This is a genomic window from Kitasatospora arboriphila, from assembly GCF_039528095.1.
GTDB classification, from domain to species: domain Bacteria; phylum Actinomycetota; class Actinomycetes; order Streptomycetales; family Streptomycetaceae; genus Kitasatospora; species Kitasatospora arboriphila.
In genome coordinates this window covers 1-17242 of the sequence record NZ_BAAALD010000076.1, presented here as the reverse complement: position 1 = coordinate 17242, position 17242 = coordinate 1, and the positions used below count along the sequence as shown (strand labels likewise).

The following is a 17242-nucleotide window of genomic DNA, read 5'->3' as shown; positions in this document are numbered from 1 at the left end:
CGCGCGAGTTCGGCGACGACGAGCTGGTGATCATGGCGATCGTCAACCGCACCCCGGACTCCTTCTTCGACCGGGGTGCGACCTTCGCCGACGAGGCCGCCTTCGCCGCCGCCGACCGCGCGATCGCCGAGGGTGCGGCGATCCTGGACATCGGCGGGGTGAAGGCCGGACCCGGCGAGGAGGTCACCGTCGAGGAGGAGCTGCGCCGCACCGTGCCGTTCGTCGCCGAGCTGCGCAAGCGCCACCCGGACGCGGTGATCAGCGTGGACACCTGGCGGCACGAGGTCGGCGAGGCGGTCTGCGAGGCCGGCGCCGACCTGCTGAACGACGCCTGGGGCGGCGTGGACCCGAAGCTCGCCGAAGTCGCCGCCCGGTACGACGCCGGCCTGGTCTGCACCCACGCGGGCGGCGCCGAGCCGCGCACCCGGCCGCACCGGGTCGGCTACGAGGACGTGATGGCCGACATCCTGGCGGTCACCCTGGGCCTCGCGGAACGCGCGGTGGAGCTCGGGGTGCGGCGGGACGCCGTGGTCATCGACCCGGGCCACGACTTCGGCAAGAACACCCGGCACTCGCTGGAGGCCACCCGGCGGCTGCCGGAGATGACCGCGACCGGCTACCCGGTGCTGGTCTCGCTCTCCAACAAGGACTTCGTCGGGGAGACCCTGGACCGGCCGGTCGACGAGCGGCTGCTCGGCACCCTCGCCACCACCGCGGTCTCGGCCTGGCTGGGTGCACAGGTCTACCGGGTGCACCAGGTCGCCGAGACCCGGCAGGTGCTGGACATGGTGGCCTCGATCCGCGGCACCCGGCCCCCGGCGGTGGCCCGCCGGGGGCTCGCGTAGGGCCTCGGCCCGGCCGTCAGATCCGGGCGCCGTTCGGGCGGCGGGTCTCCGCCAGGATCTTCAGGACGTCGTCGACGTCGTCCACCACGTGGAAGAGGTCGAGGTCCTGGGGGGAGGCCTTGCCCTCGGCGATGAGGGTGTTCTTCAGCCAGTCGACCAGGCCGCCCCAGTAGGCGGTGCCGAAGAGGATCACCGGGAACCTGGTGACCTTGCGGGTCTGGACGAGGGTGAGCGCCTCGAACAGCTCGTCCAGGGTGCCGAGCCCGCCGGGCAGCACCACGAAGCCCTGCGCGTACTTCACGAACATCGTCTTGCGGACGAAGAAGTACCGGAAGTTCAGGCCCAGGTCGACGAACTCGTTGAGGCCCTGCTCGAAGGGCAGCTCGATGCCGAGTCCGACGGAGAGGCCGCCGGCCTCGGACGCGCCGCGGTTGGCCGCCTCCATGGCGCCGGGGCCGCCGCCGGTGATGACGGCGTAGCCGGCCTCGGCCAGGGCCCGGCCGATGGCCACGCCCGCGGCGTACTCGGTGGAGTCGACCGGGGTCCGGGCGGAGCCGAAGACGCTGACGGCGGCCGGGAGTTCGGCGAGCGCGCCGAAGCCCTCGACGAACTCCGAGGTGATCCGCAGCACCCGCCAGGGGTCGGTGTGCAGCCAGTCGGTCGGGCCGGTGGTGTCCAGCAGACGCTGGTCCGTGGTGCTGGTGCCGACCTGGTCGCGGCGGAGCAGCACCGGGCCCTTCTGCTTCTCGGGCCAGGGCTTCTTGGGCGCGGGCGCGTCGACTTCTTCGGGACCGTGCCCGTAGTGCTTTACGTCTCCAGTGCCTGTCATGACGAAACCCTACGCCCGCCGTCCACCGAATACGGCGAACGGCGGGTGGCGGCAGGGTGGACGTCAGGCGCCGGTCAGCCAGGCCGCGAGGCGCCGTTCGACCTCGGCGATCGCGCTCAGCGAGCAGTGCTCGTCGCGCTTGTGGGCGAGGTTCGGGTCGCCCGGCCCGTAGTTGACGGCGGGCACGCCGAGGGCGCTGAACCGGGCGACGTCCGTCCAGCCGAACTTGGCCCGGGCCTCGCCGCCGACCGCGTCCAGGAAGGCCCGCGCGGCGGGGCGGTCGAGGCCGGGCAGCGCGCCGGGGGCGGTGTCGGTGACGCGGAGCCCGTAACCCGCGAAGACCTCGCGGACGTGGTCGGCCGCCTGCTGCTCGCTGCGGTCGGGCGCGTAGCGGAAGTTGACCTGCACGGTGCACTCGTCGGGGATGACGTTGCCCGCGACGCCGCCGTCGATCCGGGTGGCGTTGAGGCCCTCGCGGTACTCCAGGCCGTCGATCAGCACCCGCCGCGGCTCGTACTCGGCGAGCCTGCGCAGCACCTCGACGGCCTTGTGGATGGCGTTGTCGCCGAGCCAGCTGCGGGCCGAGTGGGCGCGGGTGCCGGTGAGCACGATCTCGGCGCGCAGGGTGCCCTGGCAGCCGCCCTCGACGACGGCGCCGCTGGGCTCCATGAGCACCGCGAAGTCGGCGGCCAGCCAGTCGGGGTGCTCCTTGGCGAGGTGGCCGAGGCCGTTGCGGGTGGCCTCGACCTCCTCGCAGTCGTAGAAGACGAAGGTGAGGTCGTGGTTCGGCTCGGTGAGGGTGGCGGCGAGCCGCAGCTGCACGGCGACGCCGGACTTCATGTCGGAGGTGCCGCAGCCGTACAGCAGGTCGCCCTCGACGCGGGAGGGCAGGTTGTCGGCGATCGGCACGGTGTCCAGGTGGCCGGCGAGCAGCACCCGCTCGGCGCGGCCGAGGTTCGTCCGGGCGACGACGTTGTTGCCGTGGCGGTCGACCGTGAGGTGGGGCAGCGCCCGCAGCGCGTTCTCGACGGCGTCGGCCAGCGCCTGCTCGTCGCCGCTGACGGACGGGAAGTCGACCAGCTGCGCGGTCAGCGCACCGCCGTCGAGGGACAGGTCGAGGGGCGTGTTCGGGCTGCTCATGGTGGTTTAGCGTATCGGTGCCGCGGCCCGCCACGACGGGTGGCGCAACCGCCCGGGGCCGGCGGGCCGTCGGAGTGGGTACGGTGTGCGCACAGCGAGCGAGAGGGGCACTGGTGGCCGGAATGGCGGAGGGCGGGGCGGACGGTTCCACGGCGTCGGGACGGCGCCGCCGGCCGCGGCTGCTGCGCCGGGTGCTGATCGGCCTGGTGGCGGTGGCGCTGGTCGCGGGCCTGGTGCTGTACCTCAACCGGGACCGGCTGATCGTGCCGCCGGAGGGCTGTCGGATCACCACGGCGGCGGGCACCGGGACGCTGGACCTGGCGCAGGCCGCCAACGCCTCGACGATCGCCGCGGTGGCGATGTCCCGCGGCCTGCCGGAGCGGGCGGTGACGATCGCGCTGGCCACCGCGATGCAGGAGTCCAAGATCCACAACCTCACCGGCGGCGACCGCGACTCGATCGGCCTGTTCCAGCAGCGCCCGTCCCAGGGCTGGGGCACCGCGGAGCAGATCAAGGACCCGGTGTACGCCACCAACAAGTTCCTGGACGGCCTGGTGAAGGTGCCCGGGTACGCCCGGATGCCGCTGACCGACGCCGCGCAGCAGGTGCAGAAGAGCGGCTTCCCGCAGGCGTACGCCAAGCACGAGTCCAACGCGATGCTGGTGACCTCGGCGCTGACCGGCCGCGAGCCGGCCGCGCTCGACTGCGTGGTGCACGACCTGGCCGAGCCGGTCGCCGCGGTCGCCTCCGCCTCCGGTTCGCCCTCGGCCGCGGCCTCGCCGTCGGGCGGGCCGCGCCCGGCGGACGTCGGCGAGAAGGTCCGCCGCGAGTTCGGGCGGATGGTGGCGGTGTCGGACGCGCCGAAGGCGCCCAAGGACGCGCGGGCGGTGCTGGCGCTGAGCCCGCAGGCCTCGGCCTCGACCGACTCCGGTGCGGAGGGCCAGAAGCAGTCGGGCTGGGCGGTGGCCCAGTGGGCGGTGGCGCACGCGCAGGAGCTCGGCATCGGCGCGGTCTCCTACGACGGGCGGGTGTGGCGCTTCGACCGGCCCACGGACGGCTGGCAGGCGAAGGGCGCGGAGGACCGGGCGGACCGGGTGCTGGTCACCCTCGGGGCGCCGTGACCGCGGTGACGGTGCGTTGACGAACCCGTGAGCGGGTGTCGACCCGGCGGGTGACAGCGGTCAACGGCGGTGGACCGCCGGGCGCTCGGCCGCGGGCCGCCGCGCGGGGCCGGTCGGAGTAGTGCCGGCACCCGCCGCGACAAGGGAAGTGACGGTTCTTCACTCACCCCCGCGGGGGACCGGGCGCCGGGTGCGGCGCAAAGACGATCGTCCGATCTTTGCCTGCCCTTTACCTTCGGCGGGCGAAACCTTCCCGGCTCCCGAGCGGTATTCACGTCGTCCGCCCGACGGACGGCCATGTCCTCTCGTCTTAGGAGCACCATGTCTCACCCCCTCACGCGCCGGATCGCCCAGGCCGCACTGCTCGTCGCGGCCGGCGCGACGCCCCTGATCGCGGCCGGCTCCGCCTCGGCCGCCGACCTGGTGCCGCAGGGGACCGACCTGGGATCCGGCCTCACCCAGCTCGACTCCCCCTCCGGCACCGTGCAGGGCGCCGCCCACGAGCTCGGCCAGTCCGCGGGCGCCACCGGCGCCGCCACGGTCGCCACCGGTGTCCCGGCCGCGGGCGACGCCGCCGGCCACACCGTCGCCTCCGCGCTGCCGGACGCCGACACGGCCCTCGGCCCGGTGACCAACACCGCCGGCAAGACCACCGCCGCCACCGGCGCGCTCACCACCGTGGCCGGCCGGGTCGCCCCCGCGCTGGTCGACCGAGCGGGCCCGGCGGTCGCCGAGAAGGTGCTGCCCGCGGTGCCCGGCACCCGCAGCGCCCGCGCCGGCGGCCCGCTCGGCACCGTCACCGGCGCGCTGCCCACCAGCGGCCTGCCCACCGGCACCCTGACCAGCGCACTGCCCACCGGCGGCATCCCGCAGGCGCTGCCCGGCGCGGACACCCTCGGCACCCTGACCGGCTCGCCGGCCGCGGCGAACCGCCTGGGCGGCGTGCCCTCGCTCGGCTCCAACCCGACCGACCTGCTGGGCGGCGTGCTCGGCGGCACCCCGCTCGGGGGCCTGCTCGGCGGTGTCGGCGGCATCGGCGGCGCCCCGCGCCACCCGCCGCACGACGAAGGGCCGGCCCCCGAGCGGGGGCCGGCCCTTCGTCCGTCGGTCGCCGGCGTCAGCCGCCGAGCCGGGCCACGGCCGCGCGGACCCGCTCGTCGGTGGCGGTGAACGCCACCCGCACGTGCCGGTCGCCGGCCGGCCCGTAGAAGTCGCCGGGCGCCACCAGGATGCCCAGCTCGGCGAGCTCCGCCACCGTCTCCCAGCACGGCCGGCCCCGGGTCGCCCACAGGTAGAGGCTGGCCTCCGAGTGCTCGATGGTGAAGCCGTGCGCCTCCAGGGCGCCGCGCAGCGCCGTGCGGCGGGCCGCGTAGCGGGCCCGCTGCTCGGCCACGTGCGCGTCGTCCGCGAGCGCCGCGGCGGTCGCCGCCTGCACCGGGGCGGGCACGATCATGCCGCCGTGCTTGCGGACCTCCAGCAGCTCCCGGACGACGACCTCGTCGCCGGCCACGAAGGAGGCCCGGTAGCCGGCCAGGTTGGACCGCTTGGAGAGCGAGTGGACGGCCAGCAGGCCCTCGTGGGAGCCGCCGCACACCTCGGGGTGCAGCACCGACACCGGCTCGGCCTCCCAGCCGAGCTCCAGGTAGCACTCGTCGCTGACCAGCAGCGCGCCGTGCTCGCGGGCCCAGGCGACCGCGCGGCGCAGCTCGTCCGCGGCGAGCACCCGGCCGGTCGGGTTGGACGGCGAGTTCAGCCAGAGCAGCCGCACCCGGGAGCCCTCGAGCTCGTCGACGTCCTCGTACGCCACCGGCTCGGCGCCGCACAGCCGGGCACCCACCTCGTACGTCGGATAGGCCAGCCGCGGGTACGCCACCTGGTCGCCCGGGCCGAGGCCGAGCTGGCCGGGCAGCCAGGCCACCAGCTCCTTGGAGCCGACGGTCGGCAGGACGGCCTCCGGGCCGATCTCGGCGCCGCAGCGGCGGTTCAGCCAGCCGGCGATCGCCTCGCGCAGCTCCGGCGGGCCCCAGACGGTCGGATAGCCGGGGGTGTCCGTGCTGGCGGCCAGCGCCTTCTGGATCACCTCGGGCACCGGGTCGACCGGGGTGCCGACGGAGAAGTCGCACAGCCCGTCCGGGTGTGCGAGGGCGGTCCGCTTGTACGGCTCCAGCCGGTCCCACGGGAAGACCGGAAGCAGCTCGGAAACGCGGCGCGCCGCCCCCGGGTGGCCCGGGAACGGCGCGCGCGCGGTGTGATGGGTGCTCACGACTCAGTTGTCACCGATCAGTGTCGTCAGTGGTCGGCGTTCTGCGGCGGCAGGGCCGCGATGAACGGGTGGTCCTTCTCGATCAGGCCGAGCTTCGAGGCACCACCGGGCGAACCGAGGTCGTCGAAGAACTCGACGTTCGCCTTGTAGTAGTCCTTCCACTCCTCCGGAGTGTCGTCCTCGTAGAAGATCGCCTCGACCGGGCAGACCGGCTCGCAGGCGCCGCAGTCGACACACTCATCCGGGTGGATGTAGAGGGAGCGCTCGCCCTCGTAGATGCAGTCAACCGGGCACTCTTCGATGCACGCCTTGTCCTTGACGTCGACACAAGGCTGCGCGATGACGTAGGTCACGCTGTCGTTCCTCCTCGGCAGGGCCGGCGGCCCAAACTGTTTGCTTGCGTGCGCGGGTGAGCGCGGCGTCGTCGATGCCCGCCCCTAGTATCGCGGGTCGGAGACCGCAAATGCACAGGAGGTGCCCTCGATGGCGGACAGAGCCCCCGCGACAGGCCGCCCGGAGGTCCGTCTGAACCCCTCTGACGTGGGACGACGGGTGTCCGTGCGGCGCATCGCGGAGCTGGTCGACGGACGGCCGGTGTTCCGCGATGTGATCGGGGTGCTCGCATCCTGGGACGAGAACGGCCTCGCGGTGGTGCCCCGCAGCGGCGAGCCGGTGGTCTTCCCCGAGGAACTGCTCGTCGCGGGCAAGCCGGTGCCGCCCTTCCCGGCCCGCCGGGCGCCGCAGCCGGCCGCCGACCCCGTCGAGCTGCAGCGGACGGCCGCCCGCGGCTGGCCCGCGGTCGAGCAGGAGCGGCTCGGCGCCTGGGTGCTGCGCGCCTCCGCCGGATTCACCCGGCGGGCCAACTCCGTCCAGGCCCTCGGCGACCCCGGCCGCCCGCTCGCACGGGCGCTGGACGAGGTCCGCGCCTGGTACGCGGCCCGTTCGCTGCCGGCGTACGTCGAGGTGCTCGAACCCGGCTCGCCCGGCGACCTCGCCGCCGAACTCGCCCGACTCGGCGCCGGGCAGGCCGAGACGCTGTTCCGCACCGCGCCGCTCGCCCCGCTCGCCCGGGCCGCCGCCGCGTCGCACGGCCGGGTCCGGCTCTCCCGGACGGCCGACGCCCGCTGGATGTCCCGCTACCGCCGGGTGAGCGCCGACACCGCGGTGGAGCGGGCCGCCGCCGAGGTGCTGCACGGCGGCCCCTCGGTCTGGTTCGCGACCGTCCCCGACCCGGACGGCGGCGCCCCGCTGGCGATCGGCCGGGCCGTCGTCGACGGCCCGTGGGCCGGCTTCTCCGCGATCGAGGTCGACCCGTCGGCCCGCCGCTCCGGGCTCGGCACCGCGGTGATGGCCGTGCTCGCGGCCCGCGCCGCCGAGGAGGGGGCGAGCGGCGCGTACCTGCAGGTGGAGGCCGAGAACGCCGGCGCGATCGCGCTCTACGACGGGCTGGGCTTCACCACAAGTCACACTTACCACTACGCCCGGCTCCCCGAGCGGTAGCGTTCACCCCGCCACCTCAGTACCGACGAAGGCTGCTGTGACCGAGCAGAGCAGATCCCGCTTCCGCGCCGAGGCCCGGGCCGAACGCCCCGATCCCGTGCTGCTGTGCCTGCTCGCGGCCGCCGAGCACACCTTCGGCACGCCCGGGGACCCGGCGCCGCCGCCCACCCTGGACGAACTGCTGACGGCCTGCGGCGCCGCACTGGACCGGCACGCGGCCGCCGTCCGCCGGGCGGTCGCCGAGCGGCGGCCGGCCGGTCCCGAGGAGACGGCGGCCCTGCTCGCCGCGGTGCTCGGCGGCCGCGAGCGCTTCCACGGCCGCAAGGCGGACTACCGGCGGGTGGAGTCCTCGCTGCTGCCCGAGGTGCTGCGGCGCCGGCGCGGACTGCCGATCACGCTCTCGCTGGTGTGGATGGGCGTGGCCGCCCGGGCCGGCCTGGTCGTGCACGGCATCGCGCTGCCCGGCCACTTCATCGTCGCGGTGGCCGGCCCGTCCGGCGGCAACGACTACGTCCTCGCCGACCCCTTCCACGGCGGCCGGCTGCTCGACCTGTCGGACGCGGCGCAGCTGGTGACCGCCGCCGGGCACCAGTTCGGCACCGAACTCCTCACCCCCGCACAGCCGTTGGACATCGTGCTGCGGGTGCTCGGCAACATCCGGGCCTGGGCCGCGGACCGCCCCGAGCACGCCCGCACCCAGCTGTGGGCCACCGAGCTCGCCCTGCTGCTCCCCCGGCACCCCGCCCAGCTGCGCCTGGAGCGCGCCGAACTCCTCGTCCGCACCGGCGACTTCCTGGCCGGGGCGCTCGAGATGGAGGAGTACGCGCGGATCCTGGACGCCTTCGACCCGGAGGCCGCGGCGAAGGCCCGGCAGGACGCCCGGGCGGCCCGGCACCGGCTCAACTGACGCGGTGCGCCAGCCGCGTGCGCCGGGCGGGCCGGCGGGCGTTCACAGCCAGCCCTTCTCCTTCGCGACCCGCACCGCCTCGGCCCGGTTGCGGGCTCCGGTCTTCTGGATCGCCATCGACAGGTAGTTGCGGACGGTGCCCTCGGAGAGGTGCAGCCGGCGGGCGATGTCCGCGTTGACCGAGCCGTCGGCGGCGGCGGCCAGCACGTCCAGCTCCCGCCCGGTCAGCGGGTTGGCGCCCTCGGCGAGCGCGGCGGCGGCCAGCGTCGGGTCGATCACCCGCTCGCCGCGCAGCACCCGGCGGATCGCCTCGGCCAGTTCGGCCGCCGGGGCGTCCTTGACCAGGAAGGCGTCCGCCCCGGACTCCATCGCCCGGCGCAGGTAGCCCGGCCTGCCGAAGGTGGTGGCGATCACCACCTTGGTGCCGGGGCGGCGCCGGCGCAGCTCCCCCGCCGCCTCGATGCCGGTCATCCCGGGCATCTCGATGTCCAGCACGGCCACTTCCACGTCGTGGGCGACGGCCGCGTCCACGACCTCGTCCCCCCGCCCGACCTGGGCGACCACGTCGATGTCCCCTTCGAGTCCCAGCAGGGCGGCGAGGGCCTCCCGCACCATCCCCTGGTCCTCGGCCAGCAGCACGCGAATCATTCGCGCACACTATCGGTCGCCGCGGCCGCCGGGACGGCCCTCAGCGGCACGTGCGCCCGCAGCCTGAAGCCCCGGCCGTGCGGGCCGGGGCCGGTCTCCAGCCGGCCGTCGACCAGGGCGAGGCGCTCGCCGAGGCCGGACAGCCCGTTGCCGGGGCCGGACTTGCCGGGGCCGCGGCCGTTGTCGGTGACCTCCAGCACGGCGTAGCGCCGGCCGTCGTCCTCCCAGGTCTCGTCCATGGCGACGGTGCAGACGGTGGCGTCGGTGCCGTGCCGGACGATGTTGGTGACCGCCTCGCGCAGCGCCCAGGCGAGCGCACCGGCCTCCTCGCCGTCCAGGCCGGGGCGGGCGTCGGTGAGGCCGGGTGCGGCCTCCAGGGTGATCCGGGCGGTGGTGAGCGCGGTGCGGGCCGCGGCGAGCTCGACCGGCAGGGTGGGCCGGCGGAAGCCGCTGACCGCCTCCCGGACGTCGACCAGCGACTGCCGGGCGACGCTCTCGATGTCGGCGACCTGGCTGCGGGCCTGCTCCTGCTTGCCGGCGTCCATGAAGCGTCCGGCGAGCTCGCTCTTGATGGTGATCAGCGAGAGCGAGTGGCCGAGCAGGTCGTGCAGGTCGCGGGCGAGCCGCAGCCGCTCCTCGGACGCGGCGAGGTGGGCCACCGCGGCCCGGGCCTCGCGCAGCTCCTGCATGGTGGAGATCAGCCGCTGCAGGCCGGTCATGGCGAGGCCGGAGAGGAAGCACGGCACCACGATCGCGACCAGGGTGTCCTTGTCGGCGTCGACCAGCAGGCCCACCAGCAGGGCGGCCGCGGTGGCCGCGCCGACCCCGGCGACGCTGTACCGGCTCGGCACCACCACGGCGATGCAGACCGAGGCGTAGGTGAACAGGGTCAGCCAGGCCTCCCCCAGCACGAAGGGGGTGACGAGGGCCAGCGCGACCATCACCACGACCAGCGCGTAGTGCCCGGACCAGGTGCCCGGCCGGATCGAGCGGAAGGCCACCAGCGACAGGTAGCAGGCGAGGTACACGCCGAGCGCCGCCCAGCCGAACACCGTCGCCGCGGTGCCGTGGTGCCCGTCCACCAGGTCCTTCACCGGATAGGCCAGGTAGACCGCCCACAGCGACATCCAGCAGAGCTTCACCAGCAGTTGCCGGCGGCTCTCCACCTTCGCGCCGGGGATGTTCCGGAAGGAGGTGCCGGGCTCCGCCGGGCCCGCGTGCCTGTCCTGGTCGACCATGCCGGCCATCATGCCGCCCGGGTGTCCCGGCGGTACAGGAAGGCCGCCGCCGCGACGAACAGCGCCAGGAATCCGGCCATGCCGGCCACCGCGACGCCGTCCAGTCCCTGGCCGGGCTGCACGAAGGCGGCCAGCCGGTTGTACAGGTAGACGGGGTCGAACCGGGCGAAGGCCACCAGCGAGTCGCCGACCGGGAACCAGGTCCCGCCGAACAGCGCCATCAGCATGTAGACGATCATCACGATCGGCTGCACCGCGTCGGGCGCCGCCGCGTAGCCGAGCGCCACGCCCAGCGCGGCGAAGACGAAGCTGCCGAGCCACAGCACCGCCGCGAGGCCCAGCCAGCGGCCCGCCGACAGCTGCACGCCCTCGACCGCGCCGATCGCGAAGACCACCAGGATCGCCGGCAGCGTGGTCACCGCACAGGCGGCGATCTTGCCGACCGTGTACGCCCGCCCGGGCAGCGCGGTCAGCCGCAGCTGCCGCACCCAGCCGCTGCGCCGCTCCAGCGAGATCCGCTGCGCCGAGCCGGTGAGCACCGCGCCGACCGCGCCGAAGGTGGCCATCGAGACCATGAAGTACGACTTCGCCGGGACGCCGCCGGCCACGTCGCCGCCGCTGTAGGCGCTGATGAAGAAGACGTACAGCAGCGCCGGGTAGAGCACCGTGAACATCAGGTACCGCTTGTTGCGCAGGGTGCGCAGGATCTCCAGCCGGATCAGGGTGGTCATCGCACGGTCTCCTTCGCGGGGGCCGCGGCCGCCTCGTCGGCGGCGGCCTGCTCGGTGATGGTCAGGAAGGCCTGCTCCAGGCCGAGGCCGGTGACCTCCAGGCCGCGCGGGTACAGTCCGGCGCGGTAGAGGGCGGCGACGCAGGCGTCCGCGTCGGTGGCGCGGATCCGCACGGTGCGCACTCCGCCGGCCCGCCCGCCGACCTCCAGGCCGGCGACGCCGGGCAGGGCGCGCAGCAGGGCCTCGTCGGCCTCGCCGTCGCCGGGGTGCAGTTCGAAGCCGACCCGGCGGGCGCCCGCCCGGGCCTTGATCTCGGCGGAGGTGCCGTCGGCGATCAGCCGCCCCTTGTGCAGCACCAGCACCCGGTCGGCGACCGAGTCCGCCTCCTCCAGGTAGTGGGTGGCGAAGAGCACGGTGCGGCCGGCCGCGGCCTGGGCCCGCATGGCGGCCCAGAAGGCCTGCCGGACGGAGACGTCCATGCCGGTGGTGGGCTCGTCGAGGACGATCAGGTCGTTGGCGCCGGCCACCGCGAGGGCGAAGCGGACGCGCTGCTCCTGGCCGCCGGAGAGCTTGTCGACCCGGCGGTCGGCGATCTCGGTGATGCCGGCCTCGGCGAGCACCGCGTCGACGGTGTGCCCGCGGGGGTGGATGCCGCAGGCGAGGGCCACCAGTTCGCGGACCTTGACCTCGGTCATCAGGCCGCCGCTCTGCAGCATGGCGCCGACCCGGCCGGCCTCGATCGCGGCCCGCGGCGGGCCGCCGAACAGTTCGACGCTGCCCGTGTCCGGTTCGCGCAGGCCGAGCAGCAGGTCGAGGCTGCTGGACTTGCCCGCGCCGTTCGGCCCGAGCAGCGCGACCGTCTCGCCCGGCCGCAGGACGAGGTCCAGCCCGTCCACCGCCGTGACGCGGCCGTAGCGCTTGCTGACGTTCCGGAAGGCCGCGACCTCCCCCGTGCCCGTACCCATCTGCCCGCCGTCCCTCCGACGCCCGCTTCGCTGACTCCACCAGGCTCGCGCGGAGCGGGGGGCGGGCGGCAGTGCGGGCCGTCGTGTCCTCGGCATGACGGATGTCATGCCGAGGACACCGGTGCGGGTCAGAGCCCCAGCGAGCGCTTCAGGAAGTCGACCTGGAGCAGCAGCAGGTTCTCCGCGACCTGCTCCTGCGGGGTCATGTGGGTGACCCCGGAGAGCGGCAGCACGGTGTGCGGGCGGCCGGCGGCGAGCAGCGCGGAGGAGAGCCGCAGGGTGTGGGCGGCGACGACGTTGTCGTCGGCCAGCCCGTGCACGATCATCAGCGGCCGTTCCAGCTTGGCCGCGTCCGCGGTCAGCGAGTTGGCGTCGTACACCTCGGGGTGCTGCTCGGGGTGGCCGAGGTAGCGCTCGGTGTAGTGGGTGTCGTACAGCCGCCAGTCGGTGACGGGGGCGCCGGCGACGGCCGCGTGGAAGACGTCCGGGCGGCGCAGCACGGCGAGGGCGGAGAGGTAGCCGCCGTAGGACCAGCCGCGGATCGCGACCCGGCCGAGGTCGAGCGGGAACTCCTCGGCGAGTGCGTGCAGGGCGTGCACCTGGTCGTCGAGGGTGATGCCGGCGAAGTCGTGCCGGATCGACTTCTCCCAGGCGGGGCTGCGGCCGGGGGTGCCGCGGCCGTCGGCGACCACCACGGCGAAGCCCTGGTCGGCGAACCACTGCGAGGTCAGGTGCGGGTTGTGCGCCTGCACGACGCGCTGGCCGTGCGGTCCGCCGTACGGGTCCATGAGGACGGGCAGCGGGCCGTCCCGCTCGGGGTCGTGGCCGGTGGGCAGCAGGACGGCGGCGGGGATCCGCCGGGTGCCGGCGAAGCGGAAGGCGGGGCGGGCGGTGAGCAGCGGCGTCTCGGCGTACGAGGCGACGGTGGCCACGGCGGTGCCGTCCCGCAGCACCTGGACGAGGGTGCCGGGGCGGTCCGGGGAGGCGCTGGAGAGCACGGTGGTGCCGCTGGCGTGGACGGCGGCCGCGGCACCGTCGCCGTCCGGCCCGAACGGGGCGACGCCGTCCGCGCCGGCCCGGAACAGGCCCGTCCAGCCGGGCGGGCGGCCGCTGCCCGCCTCACCCTCGGAGGCGGTGAAGAGCACCTCGTCGTCGCTCACCGCGAGGACGGAACGGACATGCAGCGCGGCGTCGGTGACGGTCCGTTCGCCGATCAGCAGGGCGCGGGCGCCGCTCTCGTCGGAGATCCGCACCAGCCGGCCGTCCGGAGTCCAGGCGGGGACGCCGCCGAAGAGCTCCAGCCAGGCGCCGTCCTGCTCCTCGACGAGCGGGGCGGTGCTGCCGTCGGCGGTGTCGACGGTGCGGATCTGCTGGCTGCGCTGGTCGCGGGCCTGGACGAGCAGCAGCGGGGCGCCGCCGGCCGACCAGTGCACCCGGGCCAGGTACGGGAAGGCCGCGCGGTCCCAGACCACCTCGGTGCGGGCGCCGCCGTCCAGGTCGACGAGCCAGAGTCCGACCTCGGCGTTGGGGGTGCCGGCGGCCGGGTAGGCGACCTCGGCGGGGGCGGCGGAGGGGTTGGCCGGGTCGGCGATCCACCAGCGCCGGACGGGGGTGTCGTCGACCCGGGCGACGAGCAGCCGGCGGCTGTCCGGCGACCACCAGTAGCCGCGGTCGCGGTCCATCTCCTCCTGGGCGGCGAACTCGGCCTGGCCCCAGGTGACTCCGTCGGCCTCGGGCTCGGCGAGGGCGCGGTCGCCGCCGCCGTCGGTGCGGGTGACGCGCAGTGCGCCGGCGGTGGTGGCGTAGGCGACGTGGCTGCCGTCGGGGGCCGGCCGCGGGTCCAGCAGCGGCCCCTCGGCGGGCAGTTCGCGGGCGGTGCCGGTGGCGAGGTCGGCGGCGAAGAGCCGGCCGGAGAGCGCGAAGGCGGCGAGCGAGCCGGTGGCGTCGAGGGCGTAGCCGACGATGCCGGCGGAGCCCTCGCGGCTGCGCTCGCGGCGGGCCCTCTCGGCGGCCGAGAGGTGTTCCTCGCCGCCGCCGAGCAGGGCGGCGGGGTCGGCGGCGACCCGCTCCTCGCCGGTGGCGGGGTCGAGGGTCCAGAGGCTGTTGGCGCGGTCGCGGCCGGAGCCGGAGCGCAGGAAGACGACCCGGCCGCCGTCGGGTGCGACGGCGAAGGAGCGGGGCGCGCCGACGGTGTAGCGCAGGGTCCGCGCGTACTGCCGGGGGAAGGTGTCCGCAGGGTTCTCGGTGGTCATGGCACCCGACCCTACGGCCTGCCCCCGCCGGTGATCACTCGTTCGGAGCAGCCCCGGGCAACGGCCCCCGGAGGGCCCACGGGCCGTGTGCCACCGGCCGTTCGGCCGTCCGGAGCACCCCCGCGCCACGCTTGCCCACCTCACGGTACGTAATACCGGGGTCACCGATCGGGTATGTGTTGCTCATCGCGATACGGAGCCGGACCGTCCCGTTCCCTCCCGGTTCCGGATCGAGAGCCCGTCCCGCACGACCCGCCGCCCGTCCCGGGCGGCGCACCCGAGAAGGGGTGTGAGCCCTCATGGCTTTGTCCGTCTCCGCAGCCGTGCTGATGCTGGTCATCGTGGTGGTCCTGGTCCGCCGGTCCGGCCTGAAACTGGCGCACGCGATCATCTGCGCGCTCCTCGGCTTCTACCTCGCCTCCACCTCGATCGCGCCGTCGATCCAGGAGGTCACCAGCAACGTGGCAGGGATGATCAATGGCCTGAAGCTCTGACGGACCGGCGGTCGCTAGGCTGACGGCCATGACCGCAGCCTCCGACCGCCCGCCCCGCCGCCTGCTCCTGGTGCACGCGCACCCCGACGACGAATCGATCGGCAACGGAGCCACCATGGCGCGGTACGCCGCCGAGGGTGCCCTGGTCACGCTGGTGACCTGCACCCTCGGCGAGGGCGGTGAGGTGATCCCGCCCGAGTCGGCCCACCTGACGGCCGATCGGGACGACACCCTGGGCGAGCACCGGATCGGCGAGCTGTCCGCGGCGATGCGCGCGGTCGGCGTCGCCGACTTCCGCTTCCTCGGGGGCCCGGGCCGCTACCGCGACTCCGGGATGATGGGCGTCGCCGAGAACGACCGTCCGGACTGCTTCTGGCAGGCCGACCCGGACGAGGCCGCCGACCACCTGGTCGCGGTGGTCCGCGAGGTCCGGCCGCAGGTGCTGGTCACCTACGACGAGAACGGCGGCTACGGCCACCCCGACCACGTCCAGGCGCACCGGGTGGCGCTGCGGGCGTACGAGCTGGCCGCGGACCCGGCGCACCGCCCGGAGCTGGGCGCGGCCTGGCGGATCGCCAAGGTCTACTACAACCGGATGCCGCGCTCGGTGATCGAGCAGGGGCTGAAGGAGACGGCCGACGCCGCGGTCTTCCCCGGCACCGCCGCCACGGGCGACGTGCCCGGCGTGGTGGACGACGCGGTGGTGACGACGGTGCTGGACGGGACGGCGTACGCCGGGGCGAAGGCGGCCGCGATGCGGGCGCACGCGACGCAGATCACCGTGGCCGGCCGGTACTTCGCGCTCAGCAACGACCTGGGGCAGCCGCTGCTGGCCACCGAGTACTACGAGTTGGTGCACGGCGAGCCGGGCGGGGTCCTGCCGGAGACGGACCTCTTCGCCGGGGTGGCGCCGTGAAGGCGCTGCAGGTGGTGCTGGGCACCCGCTCGGAGCGCATGGCCGAGCCGCTGCCGCCGCGCGGTTTCCGGGTGGCGGCCTACGTGGTGCTGTTCCTCGTGGGGGCCGCGGTCTCGTTGTGCGGAGCGTTCGTGCAGGCCCTGTGGCCCCCGTTCGGCGTGCTGCTGGCGCTGGGCGCGACCGGCGGGGTGTTCTACGGCGGGCTCCGGCTGACGGGCACGAAGCTCGGCGCGGGCATCCCGCTGGCCGGCTGGTTCGCCGTGCTGATGGTGATGATGGCGCCCCGCCCGGAGGGCGATTTCGTCCTGGCCGCCGGTCTGACCTCGTACCTCTACCTGTTCGCGGGCGCGGTCGCCGGGGTGGCCTGTGCGACGCTGCCGACCCGGACGCCCCTCGGTTTCGGCGCGGCCGGCAACGATCGGCAACGGCCCGTCAAGGACCCCCACGCATAGCCCGATAGCGGAATTATCGGACATATCGGCTTCTTTCCGATCCGGACCGGCTCCCGGCGCTTCCCAGTATGGTGGTGCCGGTGCGGGTGCCTCCGGTCCGATCGGCCGGGGAACGACAGCCCCGGATGCCTCGGACGCAGGGCGGGAAGGTACCTTCGCCCCAGTCGCGTGGCGGCGGCGCCGTCTCAGCCAACACGTGAAGAAGCTGGTGTCGGAGGGTCCGTCCGGTCCGCAGCGCGGTGCCGCACCGCACGCGGAGGGACGTCCCACAACCCGCGGCCGCCGCCCGTCGGCGCGGCCGCGAACCCGGAGCAGAGCAGCATTGAGCAGCCGCGAATCTGACAGCGCGTACCCGTCGCCCCGTGGGGCCACCCCCGGCCGCCGCACCGCGGACGGGGCGGACGCCTACCCTTCCGGCACCCCGCCGTACGGCACCGGACTGCCGGGCGCCGCCGCGTTCGCGCACGGCCGCAACGACGACCCCTTCGGCACCGCGACCCAGGGGGGCCCCGGCGCCCCGGAGGCCGCGGCCGACGAGGTGCCGAAGACCGAGACCACCCTGACCACCCGGATCCGGATCAACATCCCCGGCTCCCGGCCGATCCCGCCGGTCGTGGTGCGCAGCCCCGTCAAGAACGAGGAGCCCGCGGCCGGGGCGGGTGCGCCCGGGCCGCGCTCCGAGGGCACCGGCTCCCCCGTCCTCGGCCTCGTCGACGCCGGCACCGCCGACGCCCCGGCGAACCTGCCGCCGCAGTGGCAGGACGGCGGCCCCCAGGGTGGCCCCGCCGGTGGCCCCGCCGGCGGCCAGGGCCGCCCCGACGGCACCAGCGAGTCGGAGTCCACCGGCGCCTGGTTCCGTCCGCGCCAGAAGGGCCGCCAGGACGCCGGGCCCGCCCCCGTGCCGGCCGGCGCCCCGGGCGGGGCGCCGCAGCCGGGCCCGC

Annotated in this window: 17 protein-coding genes and 1 pseudogene; 9 read left to right on the top strand and 9 right to left on the bottom strand. The window is 75.1% G+C overall.

What is annotated here, in order from left to right:
- Positions 1–32 precede the first annotated feature (32 nt).
- Entirely contained in the window at positions 33–845 is an 813-nt protein-coding gene (gene folP, locus ABD353_RS29465) for a dihydropteroate synthase (protein WP_344626749.1), read from the top strand.
- 16 nt (positions 846–861) lie between these two features.
- On the opposite strand, the gene ABD353_RS29460 is transcribed toward folP, so the two are convergent.
- Both ABD353_RS29460 and dapE read right to left on the bottom strand, forming a co-directional pair.
- Positions 862–1674 carry an LOG family protein gene (locus ABD353_RS29460; protein WP_344626732.1) on the bottom strand — a complete coding sequence of 271 codons (813 nt, stop codon included), beginning with the start codon at positions 1672–1674 and terminating at the stop codon, positions 862–864.
- Between the two features lie 63 nt (positions 1675–1737).
- Positions 1738–2814 (bottom strand): succinyl-diaminopimelate desuccinylase, encoded by a 1077-nt coding sequence (dapE, locus tag ABD353_RS29455; protein ID WP_344626731.1) that lies wholly within the window; start codon positions 2812–2814, stop codon positions 1738–1740.
- Positions 2815–2936: 122 nt separating this feature from the next.
- Between dapE and ABD353_RS29450 the strand changes: the two genes are divergently transcribed.
- Positions 2937–3935 (top strand): VldE C-terminal domain-containing protein, encoded by a 999-nt coding sequence (locus tag ABD353_RS29450; protein ID WP_344626748.1) that lies wholly within the window; start codon positions 2937–2939, stop codon positions 3933–3935.
- Positions 3936–4256: 321 nt separating this feature from the next.
- Complete coding sequence (locus tag ABD353_RS29445; protein WP_344626730.1) at positions 4257–5105, top strand: hypothetical protein; 849 nt, start codon at positions 4257–4259, stop codon at positions 5103–5105.
- Here the strand turns inward: ABD353_RS29445 and dapC are convergent.
- Both dapC and fdxA read right to left on the bottom strand, forming a co-directional pair.
- The gene (gene dapC, locus ABD353_RS29440) at positions 5053–6198 is read right to left on the bottom strand and encodes a succinyldiaminopimelate transaminase (RefSeq protein ID WP_344626729.1); all 1146 of its coding nucleotides are present in this window, start codon (positions 6196–6198) and stop codon (positions 5053–5055) included. The two genes, ABD353_RS29445 and dapC, sit on opposite strands and share 53 nt — an antisense overlap.
- Positions 6199–6224: 26 nt before the next feature.
- Entirely contained in the window at positions 6225–6551 is a 327-nt protein-coding gene (gene fdxA, locus ABD353_RS29435) for a ferredoxin (RefSeq protein WP_030275917.1), read from the bottom strand.
- A gap of 130 nt (positions 6552–6681) precedes the next feature.
- On the opposite strand from fdxA, the gene ABD353_RS29430 reads away from it, so the two are divergent.
- Entirely contained in the window at positions 6682–7698 is a 1017-nt protein-coding gene (locus ABD353_RS29430; protein ID WP_425555279.1) for a GNAT family N-acetyltransferase, read from the top strand.
- Between the two features lie 37 nt (positions 7699–7735).
- Positions 7736–8605, top strand: coding sequence for a transglutaminase family protein (locus tag ABD353_RS29425; RefSeq protein ID WP_344626727.1), 870 nt, complete (start codon positions 7736–7738; stop codon positions 8603–8605).
- A gap of 42 nt (positions 8606–8647) precedes the next feature.
- On the opposite strand, the gene ABD353_RS29420 is transcribed toward ABD353_RS29425, so the two are convergent.
- From ABD353_RS29420 to ABD353_RS29400, 5 genes are all read right to left on the bottom strand, one after another.
- The gene (locus ABD353_RS29420; protein ID WP_263103795.1) at positions 8648–9253 is read right to left on the bottom strand and encodes a response regulator transcription factor; all 606 of its coding nucleotides are present in this window, start codon (positions 9251–9253) and stop codon (positions 8648–8650) included.
- A complete protein-coding gene (locus ABD353_RS29415) occupies positions 9250–10491 on the bottom strand; it encodes a sensor histidine kinase (RefSeq protein ID WP_344626726.1) in 1242 nt (413 codons plus the stop codon). Before ABD353_RS29415 ends, ABD353_RS29420 begins: the two co-directional genes overlap by 4 nt.
- Before the next feature lie 8 nt (positions 10492–10499).
- Positions 10500–11222, bottom strand: coding sequence for an ABC transporter permease (locus tag ABD353_RS29410; RefSeq protein ID WP_344626725.1), 723 nt, complete (start codon positions 11220–11222; stop codon positions 10500–10502).
- Positions 11219–12187, bottom strand: a complete 969-nt coding sequence (locus tag ABD353_RS29405) for an ABC transporter ATP-binding protein (RefSeq protein ID WP_344626724.1) — start codon at positions 12185–12187, stop codon at positions 11219–11221. Before ABD353_RS29405 ends, ABD353_RS29410 begins: the two co-directional genes overlap by 4 nt.
- Before the next feature lie 128 nt (positions 12188–12315).
- Complete coding sequence (locus ABD353_RS29400) at positions 12316–14439, bottom strand: S9 family peptidase (RefSeq protein ID WP_344626723.1); 2124 nt, start codon at positions 14437–14439, stop codon at positions 12316–12318.
- A gap of 299 nt (positions 14440–14738) precedes the next feature.
- Here ABD353_RS29400 and ABD353_RS29395 point away from each other — a divergent pair, with 299 nt between their 5' ends.
- The 4 genes and pseudogenes from ABD353_RS29395 to ABD353_RS29380 all read left to right on the top strand — a co-directional run.
- A complete protein-coding gene (locus tag ABD353_RS29395) occupies positions 14739–14933 on the top strand; it encodes a DUF2304 family protein (protein ID WP_030275935.1) in 195 nt (64 codons plus the stop codon).
- Between the two features lie 28 nt (positions 14934–14961).
- Positions 14962–15849 carry an N-acetyl-1-D-myo-inositol-2-amino-2-deoxy-alpha-D-glucopyranoside deacetylase gene (mshB, locus tag ABD353_RS29390; protein ID WP_344626722.1) on the top strand — a complete coding sequence of 296 codons (888 nt, stop codon included), beginning with the start codon at positions 14962–14964 and terminating at the stop codon, positions 15847–15849.
- Positions 15846–16301: a DUF6113 family protein gene (locus ABD353_RS29385; protein ID WP_344626721.1), complete on the top strand. Its 456-nt coding sequence runs from the start codon at positions 15846–15848 to the stop codon at positions 16299–16301. Before mshB ends, ABD353_RS29385 begins: the two co-directional genes overlap by 4 nt.
- A 322-nt stretch (positions 16302–16623) precedes the next feature.
- Positions 16624–17242 (top strand): annotated as a pseudogene (locus ABD353_RS29380) (hypothetical protein); the annotation flags it as partial.